The sequence below is a fragment of the Streptomyces sp. MGP-BFMKR1 genome (assembly GCF_057766585.1).
Genome location: NZ_CM173408.1, coordinates 2,173,524 through 2,194,938 on the forward strand (window position 1 = coordinate 2,173,524; position 21,415 = coordinate 2,194,938).

The window sequence follows — 21,415 nt, forward strand, 5'->3', positions numbered from 1 at the left end:
GGCCCAGATCGTACGGGGCGAGCCCCGCAGAACGTGAATCGCGCCCCTGGACCCTCGCGACGTAGCGGGGTACGGGGCACGGAGCGGTGACCCTCACCGGGGCACGGGGCACGGGGCACGGGGCACGGGGCACGGGGCACGGGGCACGGGGCACGGGGCACGCGAGTCTGCCGCGTGCGCGCGAGCCGTGGGGGCAGCGGGCCGCGAGGGGGCGGGCAGCGGGTGCGGTGCGCGCCGGATACGACGGCGCCGTGGCTCCGTACCAGTACGGGGCCACGGCGCGAGCGGCGGAGCCGCGTAACAGCCGTTACTGCTGCGGCGGGAGCATGTCGCGGAACTCCTTGGGCAGCTCGAACGAACTCGCGTCCTTGCCCGCGCCCGGCAGCCCGAACGCGTCGCCCTGTTGGGCGCCGGGGCCCGCGGCGCGGCGCTCCGCCGCGGCCTGCTCCTCGGCCTTGCGCTTCATGGGGTTACCACTGCGCTGCTTGCCCTTGGCCTTCTTCTGGGGCTTGCCCTTCTTGCGCGAGCCACCCCCCATGCCCGGCATCCCAGGCATGCCGGGCATCCCCGGCATGCCGCCGCCCTGGGCCATCTTCGACATCATCTTGCGCGCCTCGAAGAAGCGCTCGACGAGGTTCTTGACCGCGCTGACGTCGACACCGGAACCGCGTGCGATACGGGCACGGCGCGAGCCGTTGATGATCGTCGGCTCCTGCCGTTCGGCCGGGGTCATCGACTTGATGATCGCGGCGGTACGGTCGACGTCCTTCTCGTCCAGGTTGTTGATCTGGTCCTTGATCTGCCCCATGCCCGGCAACATGCCGAGCAGCTTCGAGATGGAGCCCATCTTGCGGACCTGCTCCATCTGCGCCAGGAAGTCGTCGAGCGTGAACTCCTTGGGGCCCTTCGCCAGCTTGGCCGCCATCTTCTCGGCCTCGGCCTGGCTGAAGGTCTGCTCGGCCTTCTCGATCAGGCTCAGCATGTCGCCCATGCCGAGGATGCGCGAGGCCATGCGGTCCGGGTGGAAGGCGTCGAAGTCGTCGAGCTTCTCGCCGTTCGACGCGAACATGATCTGCCGGCCGGTGACGTGCGCGATGGACAGCGCGGCACCACCACGGGCGTCACCGTCAAGCTTGGAGAGCACGACGCCGTCGAACCCGACGCCGTCCCGGAACGCCTCCGCGGTGTTCACCGCGTCCTGGCCGATCATCGCGTCGACGACGAACAGCACCTCGTCCGGCCGCACGGCGTCGCGGATGTCCGCCGCCTGCTGCATCAGCTCCTGGTCGATACCGAGGCGTCCCGCCGTGTCGACGATCACCACGTCGTACTGCTTGGACTTGGCGAAGGCGATGGAGTCCTCGGCGACCCGGACCGGGTCACCCACACCGTTGCCCGGCTCGGGCGCGTAGATCGCGACCCCGGCGCGCTCGGCGACGACCGAGAGCTGGTTGACGGCGTTGGGGCGCTGAAGGTCACAGGCCACGAGCAGCGGCGTGTGCCCCTGCGTGCGCAGCCACCGGCCGAGCTTGCCGGCGAGTGTGGTCTTACCGGCGCCCTGGAGGCCGGCCAACATGATGACGGTGGGCGGGGTCTTGGCGAACCGCAGGCGGCGGGTCTCGCCACCGAGGATGCCGACCAGCTCCTCGTTAACGATCTTGATGACCTGCTGGGCGGGGTTCAGCGCCTGGGAGACCTCGGCACCGAGCGCGCGCTCCTTGACCTGCTTGATGAACGCCCGGACCACGGGGAGGGCGACGTCCGCCTCAAGGAGGGCGATACGGATTTCGCGCGCCGTGGCGTCGATGTCCGCCTCGGACAGGCGCCCCTTGCCCCGGAGGTTCTTGAACGTCGCTGCGAGGCGGTCGGAGAGGGTATCGAACACGGCGGTCGCGAGTCCTTCTTGTCGAAGTCGATTCGGCGGTTGACCCCCAAGGGTATCCGCCCGGTCCGGCCTGGTCTGCCCCGCTGCCCGTGGCCCCCTTTCCGGCGCCGGTGAGGGCAGTGCCCCGAGCCCCGCGTACGGCGCCCGAGCCGACTGGCCGTGCGACGGCGCCGGAACGCGTCGGCGACGTTGTCCAGGTGGGTCGCCGTGCCCACAGTGCCTCATCCACCGCGCGAACGTCGACCCGCACTGGGTGAGGGCGCTGGGCCCACCGCACCACGCGGCCCAGCCCGCCCCGCGTCACCACCCAGCACCCGCGGCCCCGTGCCCCCTGCCCCGCGGCCCCGTGCCCCGTGCCCCGTGCCCCGTGCCCCGTGCCCCGTGCCCCGTGCCCCGGCGATGATCACCGCATCGCGCGCCGTAGCCACAACAAAGCCGCTGCTCCGTGCTCCGTGCTCCGTGCTCCGTGCTCCGTGCTCCGTGCTCCGTGCTCCGTGCTCCGTGCTCCGTGCTCCGTGCTCCGGCGAGATGGTGCCGCGGGCGGCCAGAGCGTCGGGTGGCCGCCACGTCCGAGCCAGGCTCAGGACAAGGCGCGCTCGAGCGCTCGCGCCAGCGCCACGGCCCGCTCCTCCGGGAGCGGGGTGCCGGTGGGATCGGTGACGTAGAAGGCGTCCACTGCGTGGGCGCCCAGCGTGCTGATGTGCGCGCTGCGCACGACGACTCCCGCGTCCTCCAGCGCGCGACCGATGCGGTGCAGCAGGCCGGGCGCGTCCTGGGCGCGCACTTCGAGCACCGTGGCGTACTGCGAGCCATCGGGCGCAACGGTGACGCGCGGCGGAGCCGCGGGGGCGCCGCGGCGGGGCGGGTGCGCCTGCTCGCGCTCCGTCAGCCTGGCGGCGACGTCCAGTGCACCGTTCAGGGCGCGGCTCAGATCGTGACGTAGCCGAGTGGCGTGGGGCAGGGTTCCGTAGGCGGCGGCGACGCGCCAGGTCAGCAGCAGCACGGCGGGCGACCGTGGCTTCGCGCCCGGCTCGGCATCGCCTTCCGCTCCGGCGCGCTTGTGACGGTCGGGGCGGTGCGGGTTCACGGTCGTTGACGTGGGGGGTGGTCGGTGCGCCGTTGGCGTCGCCTTGGTAGGGGACGCGGGTGCCGGACCCCGCCCACCCGCCATCAGTCGGTCTCCCCACTCTGGCGGGCCGTCGGCGAGGGCGGCGGGGAGCGTCACGGTGCGCAGGTCGGCGGAGCGCACCGTCAGGCCGTGGAGGGCCAGCACGCCGGCAGCCGTGGCCAGTGTTCCGGGCCGGTCGGGTGCGGCCATGAGGAGTTCGACGCCCACGGGCTCCTGCTGCGCGACCGGTCTCTCCGCCGCGGGCACGGGGCCGGCACCGGAGACACCCGCTCCGGTGGCGACGTGGCGCCCCGTGACCATCGCGTACGGCTCCGAACGGGGGTGCAGGACGAGCGCCGGTTCGCCGGTACGCCACGTTTCGGTCGCGAGTCGCTCCTGCTCGGCGGTGGGCGCCTGGATTGCGGCGTGCGCCACCGGGGGCTCGCCCCTGAGTTCGGCGACGCGCCTGGCCAGCTCGGCCACCAGCGACGCCCGCCAGGCGCTCCATGCGGCGGGTCCCGTGGCGAGGGCGTCGGCCTCCGTGAGCGCGTGCAGCAGTTCCAGGGTGCTCGGGCTGCCGACGGCCCGCGCGACGAGCCGTACGGTGGCGGGGTCGTCGAGGTCGCGGCGGGTAGCCGTGTCGACGAGCAGCAGATGGTGGCGTACGAGTGTGGCCAGGACGGCGGCGTCGGGCGCGTCGAGGCCGATACGCGTGGCCATGTCGTGGGCGATGGTCTCCCCCGCCACGGAGTGGTCGCCGGGCCAGCCCTTGCCGATGTCGTGCAGGAGCGCTGCGAGCAACAGCAGGTCAGGGCGGCCGACACGGCGGCACAGCGCACTGGCGCGGGCCGCGGTCTCGATCAGGTGGCGGTCGACCGTCCAACGGTGCACGGGGTTGCGTTGCGGGCGGCACCGTACCCGCTCCCAGTCGGGCAGCAACCGGCTGATCAACCCCTCGGCCTCCAGCGCCTCCCACACCGGCACCAGGGCGTCGCCCGCACCGAGCAAGGTGATCAGCTGTTCGCGCGCCGCCGCGGGCCACGGCGTGGGGAGCGGCGCGGCGTCGGCCAGCCGGCGCACCGTGTGCACGGACAGGCACAACCCCGCCTGGGCCGCTGCCGCCGCGGCCCGTAGGGGCAGCACGGGGTCGCGATCGGGGCGGGCCGCGCGGGCCAGTACGGCTTCTCCCTCGTGCTCGACCACGCCCTCGGCGAGCGGGGTGCGCGCGCCGTCGACCGAGCGGGCTCCGCGCCCCACCGCGTGCGCTCCGTGCCCCGTCCCGGCGTGCTCCGTCCCGGCATGTTCCGTGCCGGCATGCTCCGCGCCGCCGCCACGGAGCGGCCCGCGCCGTCCTGAGCGCGGCCTGCCGACCCGCAGCACGCGGTGGACCTCGCGCCAGGTGGCGTCGGCGGCGTACGAGATCGTCCGCGCCGCCTCGTACACCTCACGCAGGAGTGTGTCGGCGTCCAACAGCCCGAGGTGCGCGGCTACTTCGTGCTGCTCCTGCAGCGCCAGCCGCTCGGTGGCCCGACCGGTGACGAGGTGCAGCGCGTCTCGTACGTCGAGCAGCCGGTTGTGCGCCTGTTCGAGTCCCGCGCGGGGCGCGTCCGCGAGCCAGGACGCGGCGACGGCTCGCAGGGCCGTGACGTCGCGTAGACCGCCGCGGGCCTCCTTGAGGTTCGGCTCCAGCAGGAACCGCAGCTCGCCGTGGCGCCGCGCCCGCTCCTGACACAACTCATGGAGTTCCGGCAGCCGTTGCCGCGCGCTGGCGCGCCAGTCGGCGAGGCTGGCGGAGCGCAGCCGCGCCGTCAGCTCCGCATCGCCCGCGAGGTGCCGTGCGTCGAGCAGGCCGAGGTGGGCCTTGAGGTCGCCCGCTGCCGCCTCGCGCGCCTCAGTGACCGTACGCACCGAGTGGTCGAGGGCGAGGCTCAGGTCCCAGATCGGGTACCAGATCTGGTCGGCGAGGGTGGCGAGGGCCGCCGCGTCGGCGGAGCCGTCGTGCAACAGCAGCACGTCCAGGTCGCTGCGCGGGGAGAGTTCGCCGCGTCCGTAGCCTCCTACCGCGACGAGCGACACGCCGCGCACGGCCACCGTCGGCCAGCCGTACGGCGGTGCGGCCGGCGGCGAGGCCGCGAGGGTTCCGGCGGTCTCGGGAGGCGTGGCGGCGGGGCCCCGGCGTCCGGGTTGCTCGGCGATGGAGATGTCGAGCCCCGCGCCCCGCGCACCGTGCCCCGTGGGTGGCCTGGTCCGCCCCGTGCCTCCCGCTCCGTGCTCCGTAACGTGCCGGCCTCCCTGCCCACCGACGCCGTACCGTCCCGCCCCGTGCTCCTGGGAGGCGCTGCCGGCCTCGCGGCCCGCTCCTCGCGTGTCGTCGTCCGTGCCCGGGGCGGCGCTGGCCCCGAGAGGCCCACGCGACTGCGGGTCACGGCCGCCTGGTACGTCCGGCGCGACGGAGTGCTCGGCCCCGGGGTCCAGTGCGCCCGATCGCTGCGTGCTCCAGGCGCCGTGCTCCGTATCCCCCGGCCCCGTGCCCCGTGCCCCGTGCTCCGTCCGCCGCTGCCCAGGGCGGTCACCGGCCCCGCCGTGGCCGAGCCCCGCTGCCTGGGTGGCCCGAGCGAGCAGGGAGGTCAACCAGCCGTCCGTGAGGTCGGCCAGCCTCGCTCGGCGCGGCTGGCCTGGTGGGCCCTGCTCCTGGAGGAGGTGGAGTCGGGCCGCCGCGTAGCCGTGGTGGCCGGAATCGGCTGGCGCCGTCCGCCCCGTGACCTGTTGCGTGATGTCGTCGGTCAACTCGGGCTCCGTTTCGTGCGACGGGAGGCGGGACGGTCCTCCCCGAGCAGCCAGTTGTCGGCCGCTGCCGGGTCGTTGGCGAGCCGGTGTGCTGAGGCGGTGGCCTGGTGTCCCCTGGCGCCGCTCGCGAAGGCCCCGACCTCCGAGGGCGGCGCCCCGTGCGCGCGGGGGCTACAGGGCGTCCGGGCCGCGTTCGCCGGTGCGTACGCGGACCACCGTCTCCACGGGGACGGTCCACACCTTGCCGTCGCCGATCTTTCCGGTACGGGCGGCCTGCACGATGACGTCGATCAGCCCGGCCGCCTCCGCGTCCTCTACCAGGATCTCGATGCGGACCTTCGGCACCAGGTCCACGGTGTACTCGGCGCCCCGGTAGACCTCGGTGTGCCCGCGCTGGCGCCCGTACCCGCTGGCTTCCGTCACCGTCAGACCCTGGACGCCGAACGCCTGGAGCGCTTCCTTGATCTCGTCCAGCCGGTGCGGCTTGACGACGGCCGTGATGAGCTTCACGCGTCCACCTTCGCGTTCCCCGACTGCCGCACCGTGGCGACGTCGGGCTGGTGTCTGTCGGGGCCCGCGGGTCCCGTGGCGCGGCCGGTGCTCACGGCTCCGACGGAGCCGAGGTCGTAGGCCGTCTCCGCGTGGAACGCCTGGTCGACGCCGCCGACTTCGTCGTCCTCGGCGGCGCGGAAGCCGAGGAGAGCGTCCACCAGCTTGGCCAGCAGCCACGAGGCGACGAAGGAGAACCCGAGCACGGCGAACGCGCCCGTCGCCTGCTTGCCCAACTGCCCGAGCCCGCCGACGCCGTCGTTGGCCAGCACCCCGACCAGGAGCGTGCCGACGAGCCCGCCCGCGAGGTGCACTCCGACCACGTCGAGCGAGTCGTCGATGCCCAGCTTGTACTTGAGGCTCACCGCCCAGGAGCAGACGGCGCCCGCCACGACGCCGATGAGCAGCGCGCCCATCGCGTCCACGTGCGCACCCGCCGGGGTGATGGCCACCAGCCCGGCGACGGCGCCGGAGGCGGCGCCCAGCGTGGTGAACGCACCGTGCCGGACTCGCTCGTACGCCAGCCAGCCGAGCATCGCGGCGCCGGTGGCGGCCTGCGTGTTCAGGGCCATGGTGGCGGCGGTGCCGTTCGCGGCGAGCGCGGAGCCCGCGTTGAAGCCGAACCAGCCGAACCACAACAGCGCCACGCCCAGCATGACCAGGGGCAGGCTGTGCGGGCGCATGGGGTCCCGCCTGAACCCGATCCGCTTGCCGACGACGAGCACCGCCGCGAGCGCCCCGATGCCGGCGTTGATGTGTACGGCCGTGCCGCCGGCGAAGTCGATGACCTCCAGCCGGAACAGCCAGCCGTCCGCCTGCCACACCCAGTGCGCGACCGGGAAGTAGACGAGGCTCACCCACAGGGTGACGAACAGGGCCCAGGCGCTGAACTTCACCCGATCGGCCAACGCACCGCTCATCAACGCGGGCGTCAGCGCCGCGAACATGAGCTGGAACACGGCGAAGGCGAAGACGGGGATGCCCTCGTCGCCGCCCGTGAGCGTACTGGCGTCCACGCCCCTGAGGCCGACGTGGTCGAGGTTGCCGAGCAGCCCCGCCCCCACGTCGTCACCGAAGGCCAGCGAGTAGCCGTACAGCACCCACAGCACGCTCACGATGCCCAGCGAGATGAACGACATCATGAGCATGTTGAGGGCGCTCTTGACTCGCACCATGCCGCCGTAGAAGAAGGCGAGGCCGGGTGTCATCACCATCACGAGTGCGGCACTGATCAGGACGAATGCGGTATCTGCGCCGTTCAATGTCGACGTCTCCTCGTCGCGGCTGCCCCTGCGGGCAAGGCGGATTCGAGCGGAACCGGCTGAGCGGTCCGATGTAGCCACGAGGTTGGCGCAGCGCCGTTTCGGCCAGGGCCGCACGGTGTTTCGCCGGGGTGACGAAGGGCGCGGCGGTGTTACGCACGAATGAACTCCAGGAGCCGACGCCGCCAGCCGGCCCAGCCCGCCCCGTTACGCCGTGCCCCCGCCCACACCCCGCCCCAAGCACCCGCGCGGCCCCGTGCCCCGTGCCCCGTGCCCCGTGCCCCGTGCCCCGTGCCCCGTGCCCCGTGCCCCGTGCCCCGTGCCCCGTGCCCCGTGCCCCCGGCGATGATCACCGCACCGCACGCCGTAGCCACACCAAAGCCACCGCTCCGTGCTCCGTGCTCCGTGCTCCGTGCTCCGTGCTCCGTGCTCCGTGCTCCGTGCTCCGTGCTCCGTGCTCCGTGCTCCGTGCTCCGTGCTCCGTGCTCCGTGCTCCGTGCTCCGTGCTCCGTGCTCCGTGCTCCGGCGAGATGGTGCCGCGGACGGCCCGTGCGTGGCGAAGCGGTACGACGCGTGGAGGCAGCACGGACCCGTACGGCCGCGCCGTGAGCCCACGCGCCGCGAGCCCAGCCCGAACCTCGGGAACCACCCGTTCGCGAGAGAGGGCCTCATGAGACCGACCGCGGCGCCACCTCGCCGACTGGCATAGGGGAGCCGAGTCGGTCGTGCGAGGGGGCCACCGCGGTCGGATTCCGGGGGCGGACCGCGTCAGACTGCCGCTTGTGCGGCCTCCATCGGGTCCGGCAGGAGGCGGGTGAGTTCGTTGGCGAGGCAGGCGACCTCGGCGAGGTGTCCGTACTCCCGTACGGCGTTGTCGACCGTCTTGCGCAAGCGGTTGTTGACCCGCTCGGAACGCACCTTCTGGGCCGCGTGTAAGGCGCGGTCGGCGAGCACGGTGCACTGCTCCGGCTCGCGCTGGAGCAGGTGGACGGTGGCCATGCCGATCAGGTTGAGCGCGTAGGAGCGCTGGTAGTCGGGGTTGCCCTGGCTGACTTCCCGGCCGAACAGTTCGACGGCCCTGAGCATCAGGGGCTGCGCCAGGTGCGCGTACGTGGGGCTGCGACCGGCGACGTAGGCGAGGTCGCGGTAGGAGTGCGCGTTCTCCGCGTACAGCTCGGCCTCGGAGAAGAAGCGAATCCAGTCCGGGTCGGCATCGCCGGGGCCGCAGTCGGCGAAGGTGTCCTCCGCCATCTTCACGGCGCGATGGCACTTGTTGGGCAGGCCCATGTTCGCGTACGCGCGCGCCTCCAGCGAGTGCAACATCGCCTGCACCCGCGCCGTGGCCGACTCCCGCCCCCCGTACTGCGCGAGATGGATCAGCTCCAACGCGTCCTCCGGGCGCCCCAGGTGGATCATCTGACGGCTCATGCTGGACAGCACGTACGCCCCGAGCGCGCGGTCGCCGGACTCCCGGGCGGCGTGGAGCGCGAGGACGAAGTACTTCTGGGCGGTGGGTTGCAGGCCGATGTCGTAGCTCATCCAGCCCGCCAGCTCCGCGAGTTCCGCGGCGGCTCCGAACAGGCGCCTGGCGATGGGGGGCGACTGCGGCTCCTGCATGAGGTCGGTGACCTCGTGCAGTTGTCCCACGACCGCCTTGCGGCGCAGTCCGCCGCCGCACTGGGCGTCCCACTGGCGGAACATCCGCGTGGTGGACTCCAGCATGTCCAGCTCCGGCTCCGACAGTCGCACCCGGTGCGTCCGGTCCGGCCGCGGCCCTCCGCTGGCCACCGCGCCCGTCGCGCCCATGGGAGCGGGCACCAACCACCGTTGCATGGGCTCCACGAGCGCCGGCCCGGCCGCGAGGGTGAGCGACGTACCGAGGAACCCGCGCCGGGCCAGCATCAGGTCGCTGCGTGAGAACTCGCTGATCAGCGCGACCGTTTGGGGCCCCGTCCAGGGCAGGTCGACGCCGGAGACGGAGGGGGCCTGGTGGTGCACCCTCAGCCCCAGGTCCTCCACGCTCACCACGCACCCGAAGCGCTCGGAGAGCAGTTCGGACAGGATGCGCGGAATCGGTTCGCGCGGTTGCTCGCCGTCGAGCCAGCGGCGCACCCGTGAGGTGTCGGTACTGATGTGGTGTGCGCCGATGTGGCGCGCCCTGCGGTTCACCTGTCGGGCGAGTTCGCCCTTTGACCAGCCACTGCGGAGAAACCACGAGCCCAGTTGCTCGTTGGGTCGCTTCTCAGCGCTTCCGCAGTTGCCGCCCACTGGAACGCCCCCACTTCGAGAGTCACGTCATCGTTCGCTCAGCCGCGACCGCACCATCGTCGCCGGGCCTTCGCCATCCGCGCCAGCCCTCGGCGTTCACCTTCGCTCAGCGCCCTCCGTATCACACTCCGCTCCGAGCCATCGGCGCAGGGGGCGGCGTAAGGGGCGGGCATCGTCGCGGTCGAGGCCGGTCGCGTGACCGCGCGGCTTCCGCCAACACGGCCGCTTACCAGCGAACTTGACGCGTCACGACATGCGGTCGACTCAACCAGGTGACAAGCGCGGTTCCGGCTTGCGTGTACCGACGGTAATCCTACGATCACTGCTCCAGCGAGGCGCTTCCGGGAAACGCCACCATTCGCCACCCCTTCGAATGAACTCCCCTGTCGCCCACCACGATTCACTTGTCACAGGTCGCCCTCACAAGGCGCAGTGGTGCGCCACAGGGCATGCGTTTGACAACACACCACCCCGTACGCGGCAGCACGCCGCCTCGCCATCGGCAGCCACCGAGGGTTTCGGCGGAACTCCAACTCGTAACCATCAAGAGCGCAACCCGTTGGAGGGAGCATGGGCTTCACGATCGGCGGCATCCGAGACATCCGGTCGGCCTCACGGCGCCGCGGCCGTGCGAGCGAAAGCACGACGGTGGCGGAGTACACCGGGCTGTGGGGGTGGGACGTGAGGCCCGGAGCCCGGGCCGTGCGGGGTGCCGGCGGGGTGCGTGAGTGCTCGTGCGGGGCGATCGACTGCGCCGCCCCCGGAGCCCATCCACTGGCCGGAACGCAACTGGTCCCGGCGGGCTCCACGCTCGACGAGGCCGCGGCGATCTGGTCGGGTACGCCGGGAGCCGCGATGCTCCTCCCCGTCGGTCGCGCCTTCGACGTCCTCGAGGTGGGTGAGGCGGCGGGGCGCCACGCGCTGGTACGACTGGAACGCATGGGCTTACCGCTCGGCCCAGTGGCCGTCACACCCGAAGGACACGCGCAGTTCTTCGTCGCCCCCGGAGCCGCGGCCGAACTCCCGCACCTGCTCTACCGCATGGGCTGGGACGACGCCGACCTCGGCCTGCGCTGCCTCGGCCACGGCGAGCACGTCACGGCCCCGCCATCCGACCGCGGCGGCCTCGGCCCGGTCCGCTGGCTGCGCCCACCCACCCTGGACACCGCCGACAGCCCGCCGCACGCGCGCCTGCTCCTCGGCACCCTGGCCTACGTCTGCCACCGCTCAGGAACCTGAGCCGAAGGTCCGCACCGTACGTCGACAGGTCGCGCGCCGGGCGCGCCGCCCCACTCCGCCACGGCTCCGCCGCGCCGCGGCCCCGTACGACTCGTCGCCGCCGCTCCTCAACCAGCAGGCCGTTCGCGCTCACCCGACGTCGGCGCGCGGCACGCGCCTCGGAGCGCGCAGCGGGCGCCCGCGAAGTAGGCGGGCGCTCCCACGCGCGCTCCGTGGCGCACGGGCGCCTGACCCGTGACAGTTCCCCTGACCCCGGCTCGCTCCAGCGCGGCTGCCCTTGGCCCAGCCGCGCACCCCTCCCCTGATGCGGCCCCGTCACCCGACCGGCCACGCCCCACGAGGCGCCGAGGCAGCCAGGGCCGCCGGCAGCCAGCCCCGCGGGCGGCTCCGGCATGCGCGCCCCCTCCCCCACGGACCACAGGCACGGAGCACGGAGCACGGAGCACGGGGCATGCACGGAGCACGGAGCAATGGCCCTGCCTGGAGCACGGGGCACGGAGCAGTGGTCCTGCCTGGAGCACGGGGCGCGGGGCACGGGGCGGCAGAGCGTGACGCACGGAGTACGGGGCGACGAAGCACGAAACGACACCCACGCGCGAGGGCCGCCCCGCGGGATGCGGGGCGGCCCTGGGTGGTTGTCGCCTCGGTCGTGGTCGTGCGTTCCTCGTCGCGGGCTCAGTCGCCGATCAGCGCGTCCACGAACGCCTCCGGCTCGAAGGGGGCCAGGTCGTCCGCGCCCTCGCCCAGGCCCACGAGCTTGACCGGGACGCCGAGTTCGCGCTGCACCGCGACGACGATGCCGCCCTTGGCCGTGCCGTCGAGCTTGGTCAGCACGATGCCGGTGATGTCCACGACCTCCGCGAACACCCGGGCCTGGATGAGCCCGTTCTGGCCGGTGGTGGCGTCGAGGACGAGGAGCACCTCGTCGACCGCGCCGTGCTTCTCCACCACGCGCTTGACCTTGCCCAGCTCGTCCATCAGGCCGGTCTTGGTGTGCAGCCGGCCGGCGGTGTCGATGAGCACGACGTCGGCCCCTTCGGCCACGCCCTCCTTCACCGCGTCGAAGGCGACGGACGCGGGGTCGCCGCCCTCCGGGCCGCGCACGGTGCGGGCGCCGACCCGTTCGCCCCAGGTCTGGAGCTGGTCGGCGGCGGCGGCGCGGAAGGTGTCGGCGGCGCCGAGCACCACGGACTTGCCGTCGGCGACAAGCACCCGGGCGAGCTTGCCGGTGGTGGTGGTCTTGCCGGTGCCGTTCACGCCGACGACGAGCACCACGCCGGGCTTCTCCTGACCGTCGGCGGTCACGCCGCTCTCGGTGTGCACGGTGCGGTCGCTGTCGGTGCCCACGAGCTGTAGCAGCTCGGCACGGAGCAGGGCGCGCAGTTCGTCGGGGGTGCGGGTGCCGAGCACCTTGACGCGCTCGCGCAGCCGCTCCACCAGTTCCTGGGTGGGCGCCACGCCGACGTCCGCGGTCAGCAGGGTGTCCTCGATCTCCTCCCACGTGTCCTCGTCGAGGTGTTCGCGGGAGAGCAGGGTCAGCAGCCCCTTGCCGAGGCTGTTCTGCGAGCGCGAGAGGCGGGCGCGCAGGCGTACCAGACGGCCCGCGCTGGGCTCCGGTACCTCGATCTCGGGTGCGGGTGGCGCCGCCGGCGCTTCGGGTTCCGTCGCGGTGGCCCCCGGCAGGTCCACCTCCTCGATGGTGCGACGGGGCTCTTCGCGTGGGGTCTCGGCTTCCTCGCCGACGTGTGGCTCGGCGGGCGGCGCGGTGACGGACGGGCTGCTCGGCGGGGCCGGGGGCAGCCGCTTCTTCTTGCGGCTGCTGACGACGAGCCCGCTGATCGCGGCGAGCGCGACCACAGCGATGACTACAGCAAGGATGACGATTTCCATAACGACCCCAGTATCGGCCACGCGTCCTGAATCACGGCGCCATCAGTTGGTGGCGAGGACCAAAGCCACTTAGGTCTCAAAGTTGGAGCAAAGTACGATGGTATGGGACGATGCAACGCGCGTAGAGTCCCCCGCGTCCCTTCCGGCGGCCCGTCACCGCCGCCGCTTGCACGCACGGAGCCCCCATCCATGGACCAGACGTCCACCGCGTTCACCACCCCCCACGCCACGACGGCCGACTCCGCCACGACCACGGCCGCGAGGGCCGTCGAGACCCGCGGCATCGAACCCGTCCCCGCCCACGAGCGCCACGGCCGGGTGCGCGAGCTGTTCCCCACCTGGGTGGCCGCCAACATCAGCGTGCTGTTGCTCACGATGGGCGCCGGGCTGGTGGTCTTCAACCGGCTCAGCCTCTGGCAGGTGCTGCTGGTCGCCGGGTGCGCCGCCACCGTCTCGTTCGGGATGGTGGGCGTGTTGTCGGTGTCGGGCAAGTGGGGCGGCGCTCCGGGCGCCATGCTCTCGCGCGCGACGTTCGGCGTTCGGGGCAACTACTTCCCCGGCGCCGTGCTGTGGGTGGCCCGCTTCGGCTGGGAGACGATCAACGCGGTCACGGGCGCGTACGCCCTGCTGACCATCCTCGACCTGCTGTTCGGCGTCCGACAGAACAACCTGCTGGTCGTCGTCACGCTGGTCGGCTTCGTGGCCACCACGTTCCTGGTGAGCGGCATGGGTCGAGCCGTGCTGAACGTGTGCAACCGGTGGTCGACCTATGTCTTCGGCGCCTTCAGCGTCCTCGTCCTCGGCTACCTGGTCGTCGACACCGACTGGGGCTCCGTCTTCGACCGTCCGACCGGGAGCACCGCCATGGTGATCGCGGGCATCGGCACCATCGCGGCGGGCGGCATCAGTTGGGTGCCGACGGGGCCGGACTTCACGCGCTACCTGCCGCACGCGGCGTCGGGTCGGAAGATCGTCGGCGCCACGGTCTCCGGCGCGGCCCTGGTGTTCGTGCCCATGGTCCTCATGGGCGCCGTCATGGCCGTCGCCACGCCGGATCTCGCCTCCGCCGCCGACCCGGTGTCCTTCCTCGGCGACGTGCTGCCCACCTGGCTCGCGGTGCCGTACCTGATCACCGCGCTGGTCGGGATGCTACTGATCAACAGCCTGTCGATGTACTCGGCCGGCTTCACCGCGCAGACCATGGGCGTCAAGCTGCCGCGCGCCCTCGCGGTCTCCGTCAACGCGGTCATCAGCCTGGTCGGCGGCCTGTTGCTGATGCTGGTCGCCAAGAGCTTCTACGGCTCGTTCATCACCTTCCTCACCCTCCTCGCCGTCTCCTTCTCGGCCTGGATCGGCGTGTACGCGGTGGACATGTTCCGCCGCCGCGCGCTGGCGGTGCGCTACGACGCGCGGGGGCTGATGGACACCGGTCGCAGCAGTCGGTACTGGTACGTGGGCGGCTTCTGCTGGCAGGCCATGGTCGCCTGGGGGCTGGCCCTGACGGCCGGGTTGTGCTTCACCAAGGTCGACTGGTTCACCGGCCCGCTGGCGACGAGCTGGATCGGCCGTAACGGCCTGGGATGGGCCGCCACGATCCTGATCGCCGCGGTGAGCTTCGCGCTGCTCCCGCGCCCCCGCGAGGGCGCCGGCGCCGCCCCCCACGGGGCCACGGGCGATGGCCAGAAGTTGAACCCCGTCGGCTGATCCGCGCCCTACCACCTGGCCGCACCACCGGGCTACCGTCCCCTTCGCCGTCCTCGGACCGTCCACGGCGAAGGGGATTCTCATGTCCGCTGCCCTGCCCACCGGCCCGCCGACGGCGCCCAGCACCGCCGTACGGTTCAACCTCGTGGACCCGACGGCCACCCCCGAGTCCCTCTCCCGGCGCTACCGCGCGGCCATCGACATGGCCGCCTTCGCCGACGACCGCGGCATCGGCACCATCCAGACCGAGGAGCACCACGGTGCGGTCAACGGGTGGCTGCCCTCCCCGCTCACCTTCGCCGGCACCGTCTTCGGCGCCACCCGGCAGATCTCGGTCACCGTCGCCGCGCTGCTGGCCCCGTTGTACGACCCGCTGCGGCTCGCCGAGGACATCGCCGTGCTCGACCTGCTGAGCGGCGGCAGGCTGGTCACGGTCGCGGGGCTCGGTTCGCGGCGCGCGGAGTACGGGGCGCACGGCAAGGACTGGCGCTGGCGCGGCAAGCTCCAGGACGAGGCGCTGGAGACGCTGCTCGCGGCCTGGACGGGCGAGCCGTTCGGCTACCGGGGCCGCACCGTTCGGGTCACCCCGCGCCCGTACACGCAGCCGCATCCGCCGCTGTACGTCGGGGGCGGCTCCCGGCCGGCGGCGCGGCGCGCGGCGCGGCTCGGGCTGCCGATGTTCCTGAACGCGCACCAGCCGCGGCTGGCGGCGTACTACCGGGCGCGGTGCGCGGAGTACGGCACGGCGGGGCGCTGCGTGATGCCGGCGGCCCGTACGCCGTTGCTGCACCTGTCCGAGGACCCGGACCGCACCTGGGCGACGTACGGGCAGCACCTGTTGCACGAGGCGCGGGTGCACGCCTCGTGGCAGGCGCCCCCCGCGCGCTCCGGGGCGCATCCTCCGGTGAGCGACGTGGACGCGCTACGCCGGCAGGGGCGCTATCGGGTCGTGACGCCGGACGAGTGCGTGGAGCTGGCGGGGAGCCTCGGCGACGGCGGGCGGCTGGTCCTGCACCCGCTGTGTGGCGGCATCCCGGTGGAGGAGGGGTGGAGTTCCCTGCACCTGTTCGCGAGCGCCGTACTGCCCAAGATCGGCGCCGCCCCGGCACCGTGACGGTGCCGGGGCGGTGCCGGGGCGGCGGCTTCGGCCCGCGCGCCGGGGCTGTCGCCCGTGGCGCCGGGGCCATGGGGCGGTCAGCCCATCTCCTCCAGCGCCTTGCCCTTGGTCTCCGGCACCCATTTGAGGATGAACGGGATCGAGAGCACGGCGAAGATCGTGTACATCACGTAGGCGCCGGAGAGGTTCCAGTCCGACAGCGTCGGGAAGCTGACGGTGATCGCCCAGTTGGCCACCCACTGGGCGGAGGCGGCGACGCCGAGCGCCGCGGCGCGAATCCGGTTGGGGAACATCTCGCCGAGCAGCACCCAGACCACCACGCCCCAGGACAGGGCGAAGAAGAGCACGAAGGAGTGCGCGGCGACGAGCGCGACGGTGCCCTGGGTGTCGGGCATCCTGATGTCCTCGCCGGTACCGGTCTTGGCCGAGAACGCCCAGGCGGCGACGGCGAGGGAGGCGGCCATGCCGGCCGATCCGATGAGCGCCAGCGGTTTGCGGCCAATCCGGTCGACGAAGCTCATCGCGATGACGGTGCCGATGATGTTGATGATCGACGTGGTGAAGCTGTAGAAGAACGAGCTGCTCGGGTCGATGCCCACGGACTGCCACAGCGACGACGAGTAGTAGAAGATCACGTTGATGCCGACGAGCTGCTGGAAGACCGAGAGGCCGATGCCGATCCACACGATCGGCAGCAGTCCGGCCCGGCCGCCCATCAGGTCCCGGAAGGTGGACCGGTGCTCGCGGCGCATGGCTTCCTGGATCTCGTCGATGCGCCGGTCGATGTCGACGTCCTTGCCCTCGACCTCGGCGAGCACCGCACGGGCCTGGTCGTACCGGCCCACGGAGATCAGGAACCGGGGCGATTCGGGGATGACCAGCGAGAGCAGGCCGTAGAGCACGGCGGGCACGACCATGACGCCGAGCATCCACTGCCATGCCTCAAGGCCCGCGACGGTGCCGCGCTGGTCGCCGCCCGCGAGGTTGAGGATGCCCCAGTTGACGAGCTGCGAGACGGCGATGCCGATGACGATCGCCGCCTGCTGGAAGGAGGCCAACCGGCCCCGGTAGGCGGGCGGTGAGACCTCGGCGATGTAGGCGGGGCCGATCACCGAGGCCATGCCGATGGCGACGCCGCCCAGGACGCGCCACATGGCCAGGTCCCACAGCGCGAACGGCACGGCGGAGCCGATCGCGCTGATCGTGAACAGTACGGCGGCGATCTGCATGCAGCGGATGCGGCCGATCCGGTCGGCGATGCGCCCGGCCGTCGTCGCGCCGATGGCGCAGCCGATGAGGGCCGCCGCGATCACCTGCGCCAGGGCTTCCGAGCCGATGTCGAACCGGCCGCGGATCGCTTCGACCGCACCGTTGATGACCGAGCTGTCGTAGCCGAAGAGGAAGCCGCCCATGGCGGCTGCCGCGGTGATGAAGATGACGTGGCCGAGGTGCTCGGGCATGGCCTTACGGCCTTCCGGCGCCGGCGGCTGCGCGGTGCTGGTCAACGTGTACTCCTGAGGCCCGGCCGCACTGCCGGGCGTGGGGGGGCTGGCACTCCCAGTGGGACACGACCCAACGCGAGCCACCACTTGAAGGCAAAAGCAACGTTGCAGAGACTATGCCTTCAAGTTTCGAAGTCAATACCCCCGCATCACGATGAGTTCCACCCCACGCCTGGCGAAGGCTTCAAGTGTTGATCTCCATGCGCGCGGTCCGCGCGGGCTGGGCGGGGGCCGGTCAGCGCAGCCGCTGGCTGATGACCTTCGACACCCCGTCGCCCTGCATGGACACGCCGTACAGCGCGTCGGCGACCTCCATCGTGCGCTTCTGGTGCGTGATCACGATGAGCTGCGAGCTCTCCTGCAACTCCTCCATGATTCGGATCAGGCGCTGCAGGTTGGTGTCGTCCAGCGCCGCCTCGACCTCATCCATCACGTAGAACGGGCTCGGGCGCGCCTTGAAGATCGACACCAGCAGGGCCACGGCGGTCAGCGAGCGCTCGCCACCGGACAGCAACGACAGCCGCTTGACCTTCTTGCCCGGCGGCCGGGCCTCCACGTCCAGGCCGGTGGTCAGCATGTTCTCGGGGTCGGTGAGGATCAACCGTCCCTCGCCGCCCGGGAAGAGGCGCGAGAAGACGCCCTCGAACTCACGCGCCGTGTCCCGGAACGCCTCCGTGAACACCTGCTCGACGCGCTCGTCCACGTCCTTGATCACCTGGAGCAGGTCGGCCCGGGTCTTCTTCAGGTCCTCAAGCTGCTCCGTCAGGAACTTGTGCCGCTCCTCCAGCGCGGCGTACTCCTCGAGCGCCAGCGGGTTCACCTTGCCCAACTGCTGGTACGCGCGCTCGGCGGCCCGCAGCCGCTTCTCCTGCTGGGCCCGTACGAAGGGCACCGGCTGGTTGCGCGGGTGCTCCGGGTCCTGCGGCAGTCCCTCGCCCTCGGCGGGCGGCGACGGGGGCACCAACTGGTCGGGGCCGTACTCGGCGACGAGGCCGGCCGGCTCCACGCCGAGTTCCTCCAGCGCCTTCGTTTCCAACTGCTCGATCCGTAGCCGCTTCTCCGCGCCGAGAACCTCGCCCTTGTGCACCGAATGCGTGAGCTTGTCCAGTTCGGCGGCCAGGCCGCGGCCCCGTTCCCGCTCCGCGACCAACTCGGCCTCGCGCTCCGTCTTCGCCGTCTCGGCCGACCGCCGCTCCTGATCGGCGCGCCGCAACGAGACCTCGACGTGCGCCAGCAGTTGCCGCGCGCCGGCGGCCACCGCGGCGCCGACGGCCGCCTCGTGCCGCAGCCGGGCGCGGCGCTGCTCGGCCCGCGCCCGCGCCTCCCGCTCCGCCCGCGCCCCGCGATCCAGCGCGTCCGCCCGGCCGGCCAGCCCCTTGACCCGCTCCTCGTGCGTACGGACCTGGAGCCTGGCCTCCATCTCCGTCTGCCGGGCGTTGGCCCCGTCGGCGGCGAGCCGGTCGCGTACGGCGGTGTCGGGCTCGTCCGCCCCGTCCTCGCCGAACGGCGACTCCTCCTCCGCCACGCGCAGCCGCTCGGCCAGCTCCGCCACCTCCTCGGTCGCCCGCACGAGCGCCTCCTCGGCCTTGGCGGCGGCGGCCGTCATGCGCTCCGCCTCGCCCGCGGCGCCCCGTGCCTGGCCGCCGAGCCGGCCCAACGACTGCGCGACACGCGACTTCTCCCGGTCGGCGGCGCTGCGCCGGCTGGCCAACTCCTCCACCAGCGCCGCCGCCTCGGTACGCCGCTGCTGCGCGGTCCGCTGGGCGTCGGCGAGCTCATCGCACTGCACGGCCAGCTCCGTGAGCTGCGCCGCCGCCTCGTCCACCTGGGCCTGCACCTCAAGGAGGCTGGGCGCGCCGGCCGACCCTCCCTGGGCGAAGTGCCCGCCCAACAGGTCTCCTTCGGCGGTCACCGCCATCACCTCGGGCCGCGAGGCCACCAGGTCCTCGGCGTCCTCCAGGGCGGTGACGACGACCACGTCGCGTAGCAGCCGGCGCACCGCCGGAAGCAGTTCGGCTGGCCCGTGCACCAGATCCGCGGCCCACAGCGGCATGCCCAGCCCGCCCAGCCCCTCGCCGTCCGCTCCCCCGGCGCCGCCGCCCGCCTCGGTGCTCCCGGCGCCCCGGTCTGCCCCGTTGGCTCCGCCGGCCCCGCTGACCTCTCCAGCGGCAGCCCCGGCCTCCGCGCCGACCGCGCGGCCGTCCGCGACCGCGCCGGCGCCCAGAGGCGCGTCCGCGCTCCCTTCCGTACGCTCCGGGGCGCTTGCCGCGCGCTCCGGGGCGCCCGTGCCGGCGCCCAGCAACAGCGCCGCCCGCCCCGCGTCCTGCTTGCGCAGCAGTCGCAGGGCGTTGGCCGCTGTGGCGGGGTCGGTGACGGCGACGGCGTCTGCCGCGGCGCCCAGGGCCGCGGCGAGTGGTACCTCGTAGCCGGGGGCGACGGTGAGCAGCTCCGCGACGGGGCCGAGCAGCCCGCCGAGCTGGTCGCCCGCGCCGAGGAGCGCCCCCGTGCCGTCCTTGCGGCGCAGCCCCAGGGCCAGCGCCTCGTGCCGCGCCGCCGTCGCCGCGCGCTTGCGCTCGGCCGCCGTCGCCGCCTCACGGGCCGCGCTGAGCCCGGCTTCCGCGTCGGCCAGGGCCCGCTTGGCCTCCTCGTGTCGGTCGGCCAGCTCCGCGTCGCCCTCGTCGAGCCCGTCGACCTCGGCCTTGAGCTGCTCGTACTCCTCCTGCGCGGCCACCGCCCGCTCGCGTGCCTCGTCCCGGGAGCGGGTCAGCCGGTCGATCTCGGCCTGCGCCGATGAGGCGCGGCTGCGGGCCGCGTTCACCTGGCCGTGCAGCCTGGCCAGCCCCTCGCGACGGTCGGCGTACGCGCGGGCCGCGTCTCTGAGCCTGCGCTCCTCCTGGGCGAGTTCGCGCTCCAGTTCCGCGCGGTGGGCCACCGTGTCGTCCAGGGCGCGACTGACCGCCTCCAGGGCGGCTTCCAGCTCGGCCTCCTGCTCCCGGATGCGCTGGGCCTCGCGCTCCATCTCCTCCGGGTCACGGCCCCGTCGCTCGTCCACCGGGGCCGAGGCAGCGCTCTTGACCCGCGCGTCGGCCAGTCCGATGGTGCCCCGCACCCGCTCGGCGAGCTGCGACAGCTCGTGCCAGGTCTGCTGGGCCCGCACCAGGCGCGGCGAGAGCCCCCGTACCTGCTCCTCCAACGCGGCCTCGCGCCGCTGCGCGGTGCGCAACGCGGCCTCCGCTGCCTCCTTGCGCTCCTTGAGCGCCGCCTCGTCCGCGACCTCGGCCCGCAGCGCCTCGCGCAGCGTCACCAGGTCGTCGGCGAGCAGGCGCAGCCGCGCGTCCCGCAGGTCGGCCTGGATGACGGCGGCCCGCCGCGCGACGGCCGCCTGCCGCCCCAGTGGCTTGAGCTGCCGGCGCAACTCGTCGGTCAGGTCCTGTACGCGGGCCAGGTTGGCCTGCATCGCGTCCAGCTTCCTGACCGCCTTCTCCTTGCGCTTGCGGTGCTTGAGGACGCCGGCCGCCTCCTCGATGAACGCCCTGCGCCCCATCGGGTCGGCGTGCAGTACGGAGTCGAGCTGGCCCTGGCCGACGATCACGTGCATCTCACGGCCGATGCCGGAGTCGGAGAGCAGTTCCTGGATGTCGAGCAGCCGGCAGGTGTCGCCGTTGATCTGGTACTCGCTGCCGCCGTTGCGGAACATGATCCGCGTGATGGTGACCTCGGCGTAGTCGATGGGCAGCGCGCCGTCGGCGTTGTCGATGGTGAGGGAGACCTCGGCGCGGCCGAGCGGCGGGCGGCCGGTGGTGCCGGCGAAGATGACGTCCTCCATCTTGCCGCCGCGCAGCGACTTGGCGCCCTGCTCGCCCATGACCCACGACAGGGCATCGACGACGTTGGACTTACCGGACCCGTTGGGACCCACGACGCAGGTGATGCCGGGCTCGAAGCGCAGCGTCGTGGCGGAAGCGAAGGACTTGAAACCTCGCAGGGTCAGGCTCTTGAGGTGCACGCCGTCGGACTTTACCGCTCACGCGCCGAGGGGCAGCCGTTCGCAGCGCGCGCCCAGGCGCGCCGCGGCGGCTTTTTCGGTTTCGCCGGCGAAGGTGA

11 protein-coding genes are annotated in these 21,415 nt (G+C 72.9%); 3 read left to right on the top strand and 8 right to left on the bottom strand.

The features are described 5' to 3' along the window. Window positions 1–307: 307 nt before the first annotated feature. The 5 genes from ffh to nsdA form a co-directional block, all read right to left on the bottom strand. Window positions 308–1,885, bottom strand: a complete 1,578-nt coding sequence (ffh, locus tag AC3CHW_RS08030; RefSeq protein ID WP_381164397.1) for a signal recognition particle protein — start codon at window positions 1,883–1,885, stop codon at window positions 308–310. A 580-nt stretch (window positions 1,886–2,465) separates the two neighbouring features. After that, window positions 2,466–5,084 carry a [protein-PII] uridylyltransferase gene (locus AC3CHW_RS08035; RefSeq protein WP_488470998.1) on the bottom strand — a complete coding sequence of 873 codons (2,619 nt, stop codon included), beginning with the start codon at window positions 5,082–5,084 and terminating at the stop codon, window positions 2,466–2,468. An 867-nt stretch (window positions 5,085–5,951) separates the two neighbouring features. Then, complete coding sequence (locus tag AC3CHW_RS08040; RefSeq protein ID WP_488470011.1) at window positions 5,952–6,290, bottom strand: P-II family nitrogen regulator; 339 nt, start codon at window positions 6,288–6,290, stop codon at window positions 5,952–5,954. After that, entirely contained in the window at window positions 6,287–7,591 is a 1,305-nt protein-coding gene (locus tag AC3CHW_RS08045) for an ammonium transporter (RefSeq protein WP_488470012.1), read from the bottom strand. Before AC3CHW_RS08045 ends, AC3CHW_RS08040 begins: the two co-directional genes overlap by 4 nt. Window positions 7,592–8,359: 768 nt before the next feature. Beyond that, window positions 8,360–9,859 (bottom strand): transcriptional repressor NsdA, encoded by a 1,500-nt coding sequence (gene nsdA / locus AC3CHW_RS08050; protein WP_488470013.1) that lies wholly within the window; start codon window positions 9,857–9,859, stop codon window positions 8,360–8,362. 570 nt (window positions 9,860–10,429) lie between these two features. Between nsdA and AC3CHW_RS08055 the strand changes: the two genes are divergently transcribed. After that, complete coding sequence (locus AC3CHW_RS08055; RefSeq protein ID WP_488470014.1) at window positions 10,430–11,098, top strand: bifunctional DNA primase/polymerase; 669 nt, start codon at window positions 10,430–10,432, stop codon at window positions 11,096–11,098. A gap of 675 nt (window positions 11,099–11,773) precedes the next feature. Here AC3CHW_RS08055 and ftsY read toward each other — a convergent pair. Further along, complete coding sequence (gene ftsY / locus AC3CHW_RS08060) at window positions 11,774–12,988, bottom strand: signal recognition particle-docking protein FtsY (protein WP_398612204.1); 1,215 nt, start codon at window positions 12,986–12,988, stop codon at window positions 11,774–11,776. Between the two features lie 189 nt (window positions 12,989–13,177). Here ftsY and AC3CHW_RS08065 point away from each other — a divergent pair, with 189 nt between their 5' ends. Together AC3CHW_RS08065 and AC3CHW_RS08070 are read left to right on the top strand one after the other, a co-directional pair. Continuing rightward, complete coding sequence (locus AC3CHW_RS08065; RefSeq protein ID WP_217198550.1) at window positions 13,178–14,692, top strand: purine-cytosine permease family protein; 1,515 nt, start codon at window positions 13,178–13,180, stop codon at window positions 14,690–14,692. A gap of 82 nt (window positions 14,693–14,774) precedes the next feature. Next, entirely contained in the window at window positions 14,775–15,806 is a 1,032-nt protein-coding gene (locus AC3CHW_RS08070; protein WP_488470015.1) for an LLM class flavin-dependent oxidoreductase, read from the top strand. An 80-nt stretch (window positions 15,807–15,886) separates the two neighbouring features. Here AC3CHW_RS08070 and AC3CHW_RS08075 read toward each other — a convergent pair whose 3' ends face one another. Both AC3CHW_RS08075 and AC3CHW_RS08080 read right to left on the bottom strand, forming a co-directional pair. Beyond that, complete coding sequence (locus AC3CHW_RS08075; protein WP_488470016.1) at window positions 15,887–17,314, bottom strand: sugar porter family MFS transporter; 1,428 nt, start codon at window positions 17,312–17,314, stop codon at window positions 15,887–15,889. A gap of 232 nt (window positions 17,315–17,546) precedes the next feature. Further along, entirely contained in the window at window positions 17,547–21,317 is a 3,771-nt protein-coding gene (locus AC3CHW_RS08080; protein ID WP_488470017.1) for an AAA family ATPase, read from the bottom strand. Between the last annotated feature and the right edge of the window lie 98 nt (window positions 21,318–21,415).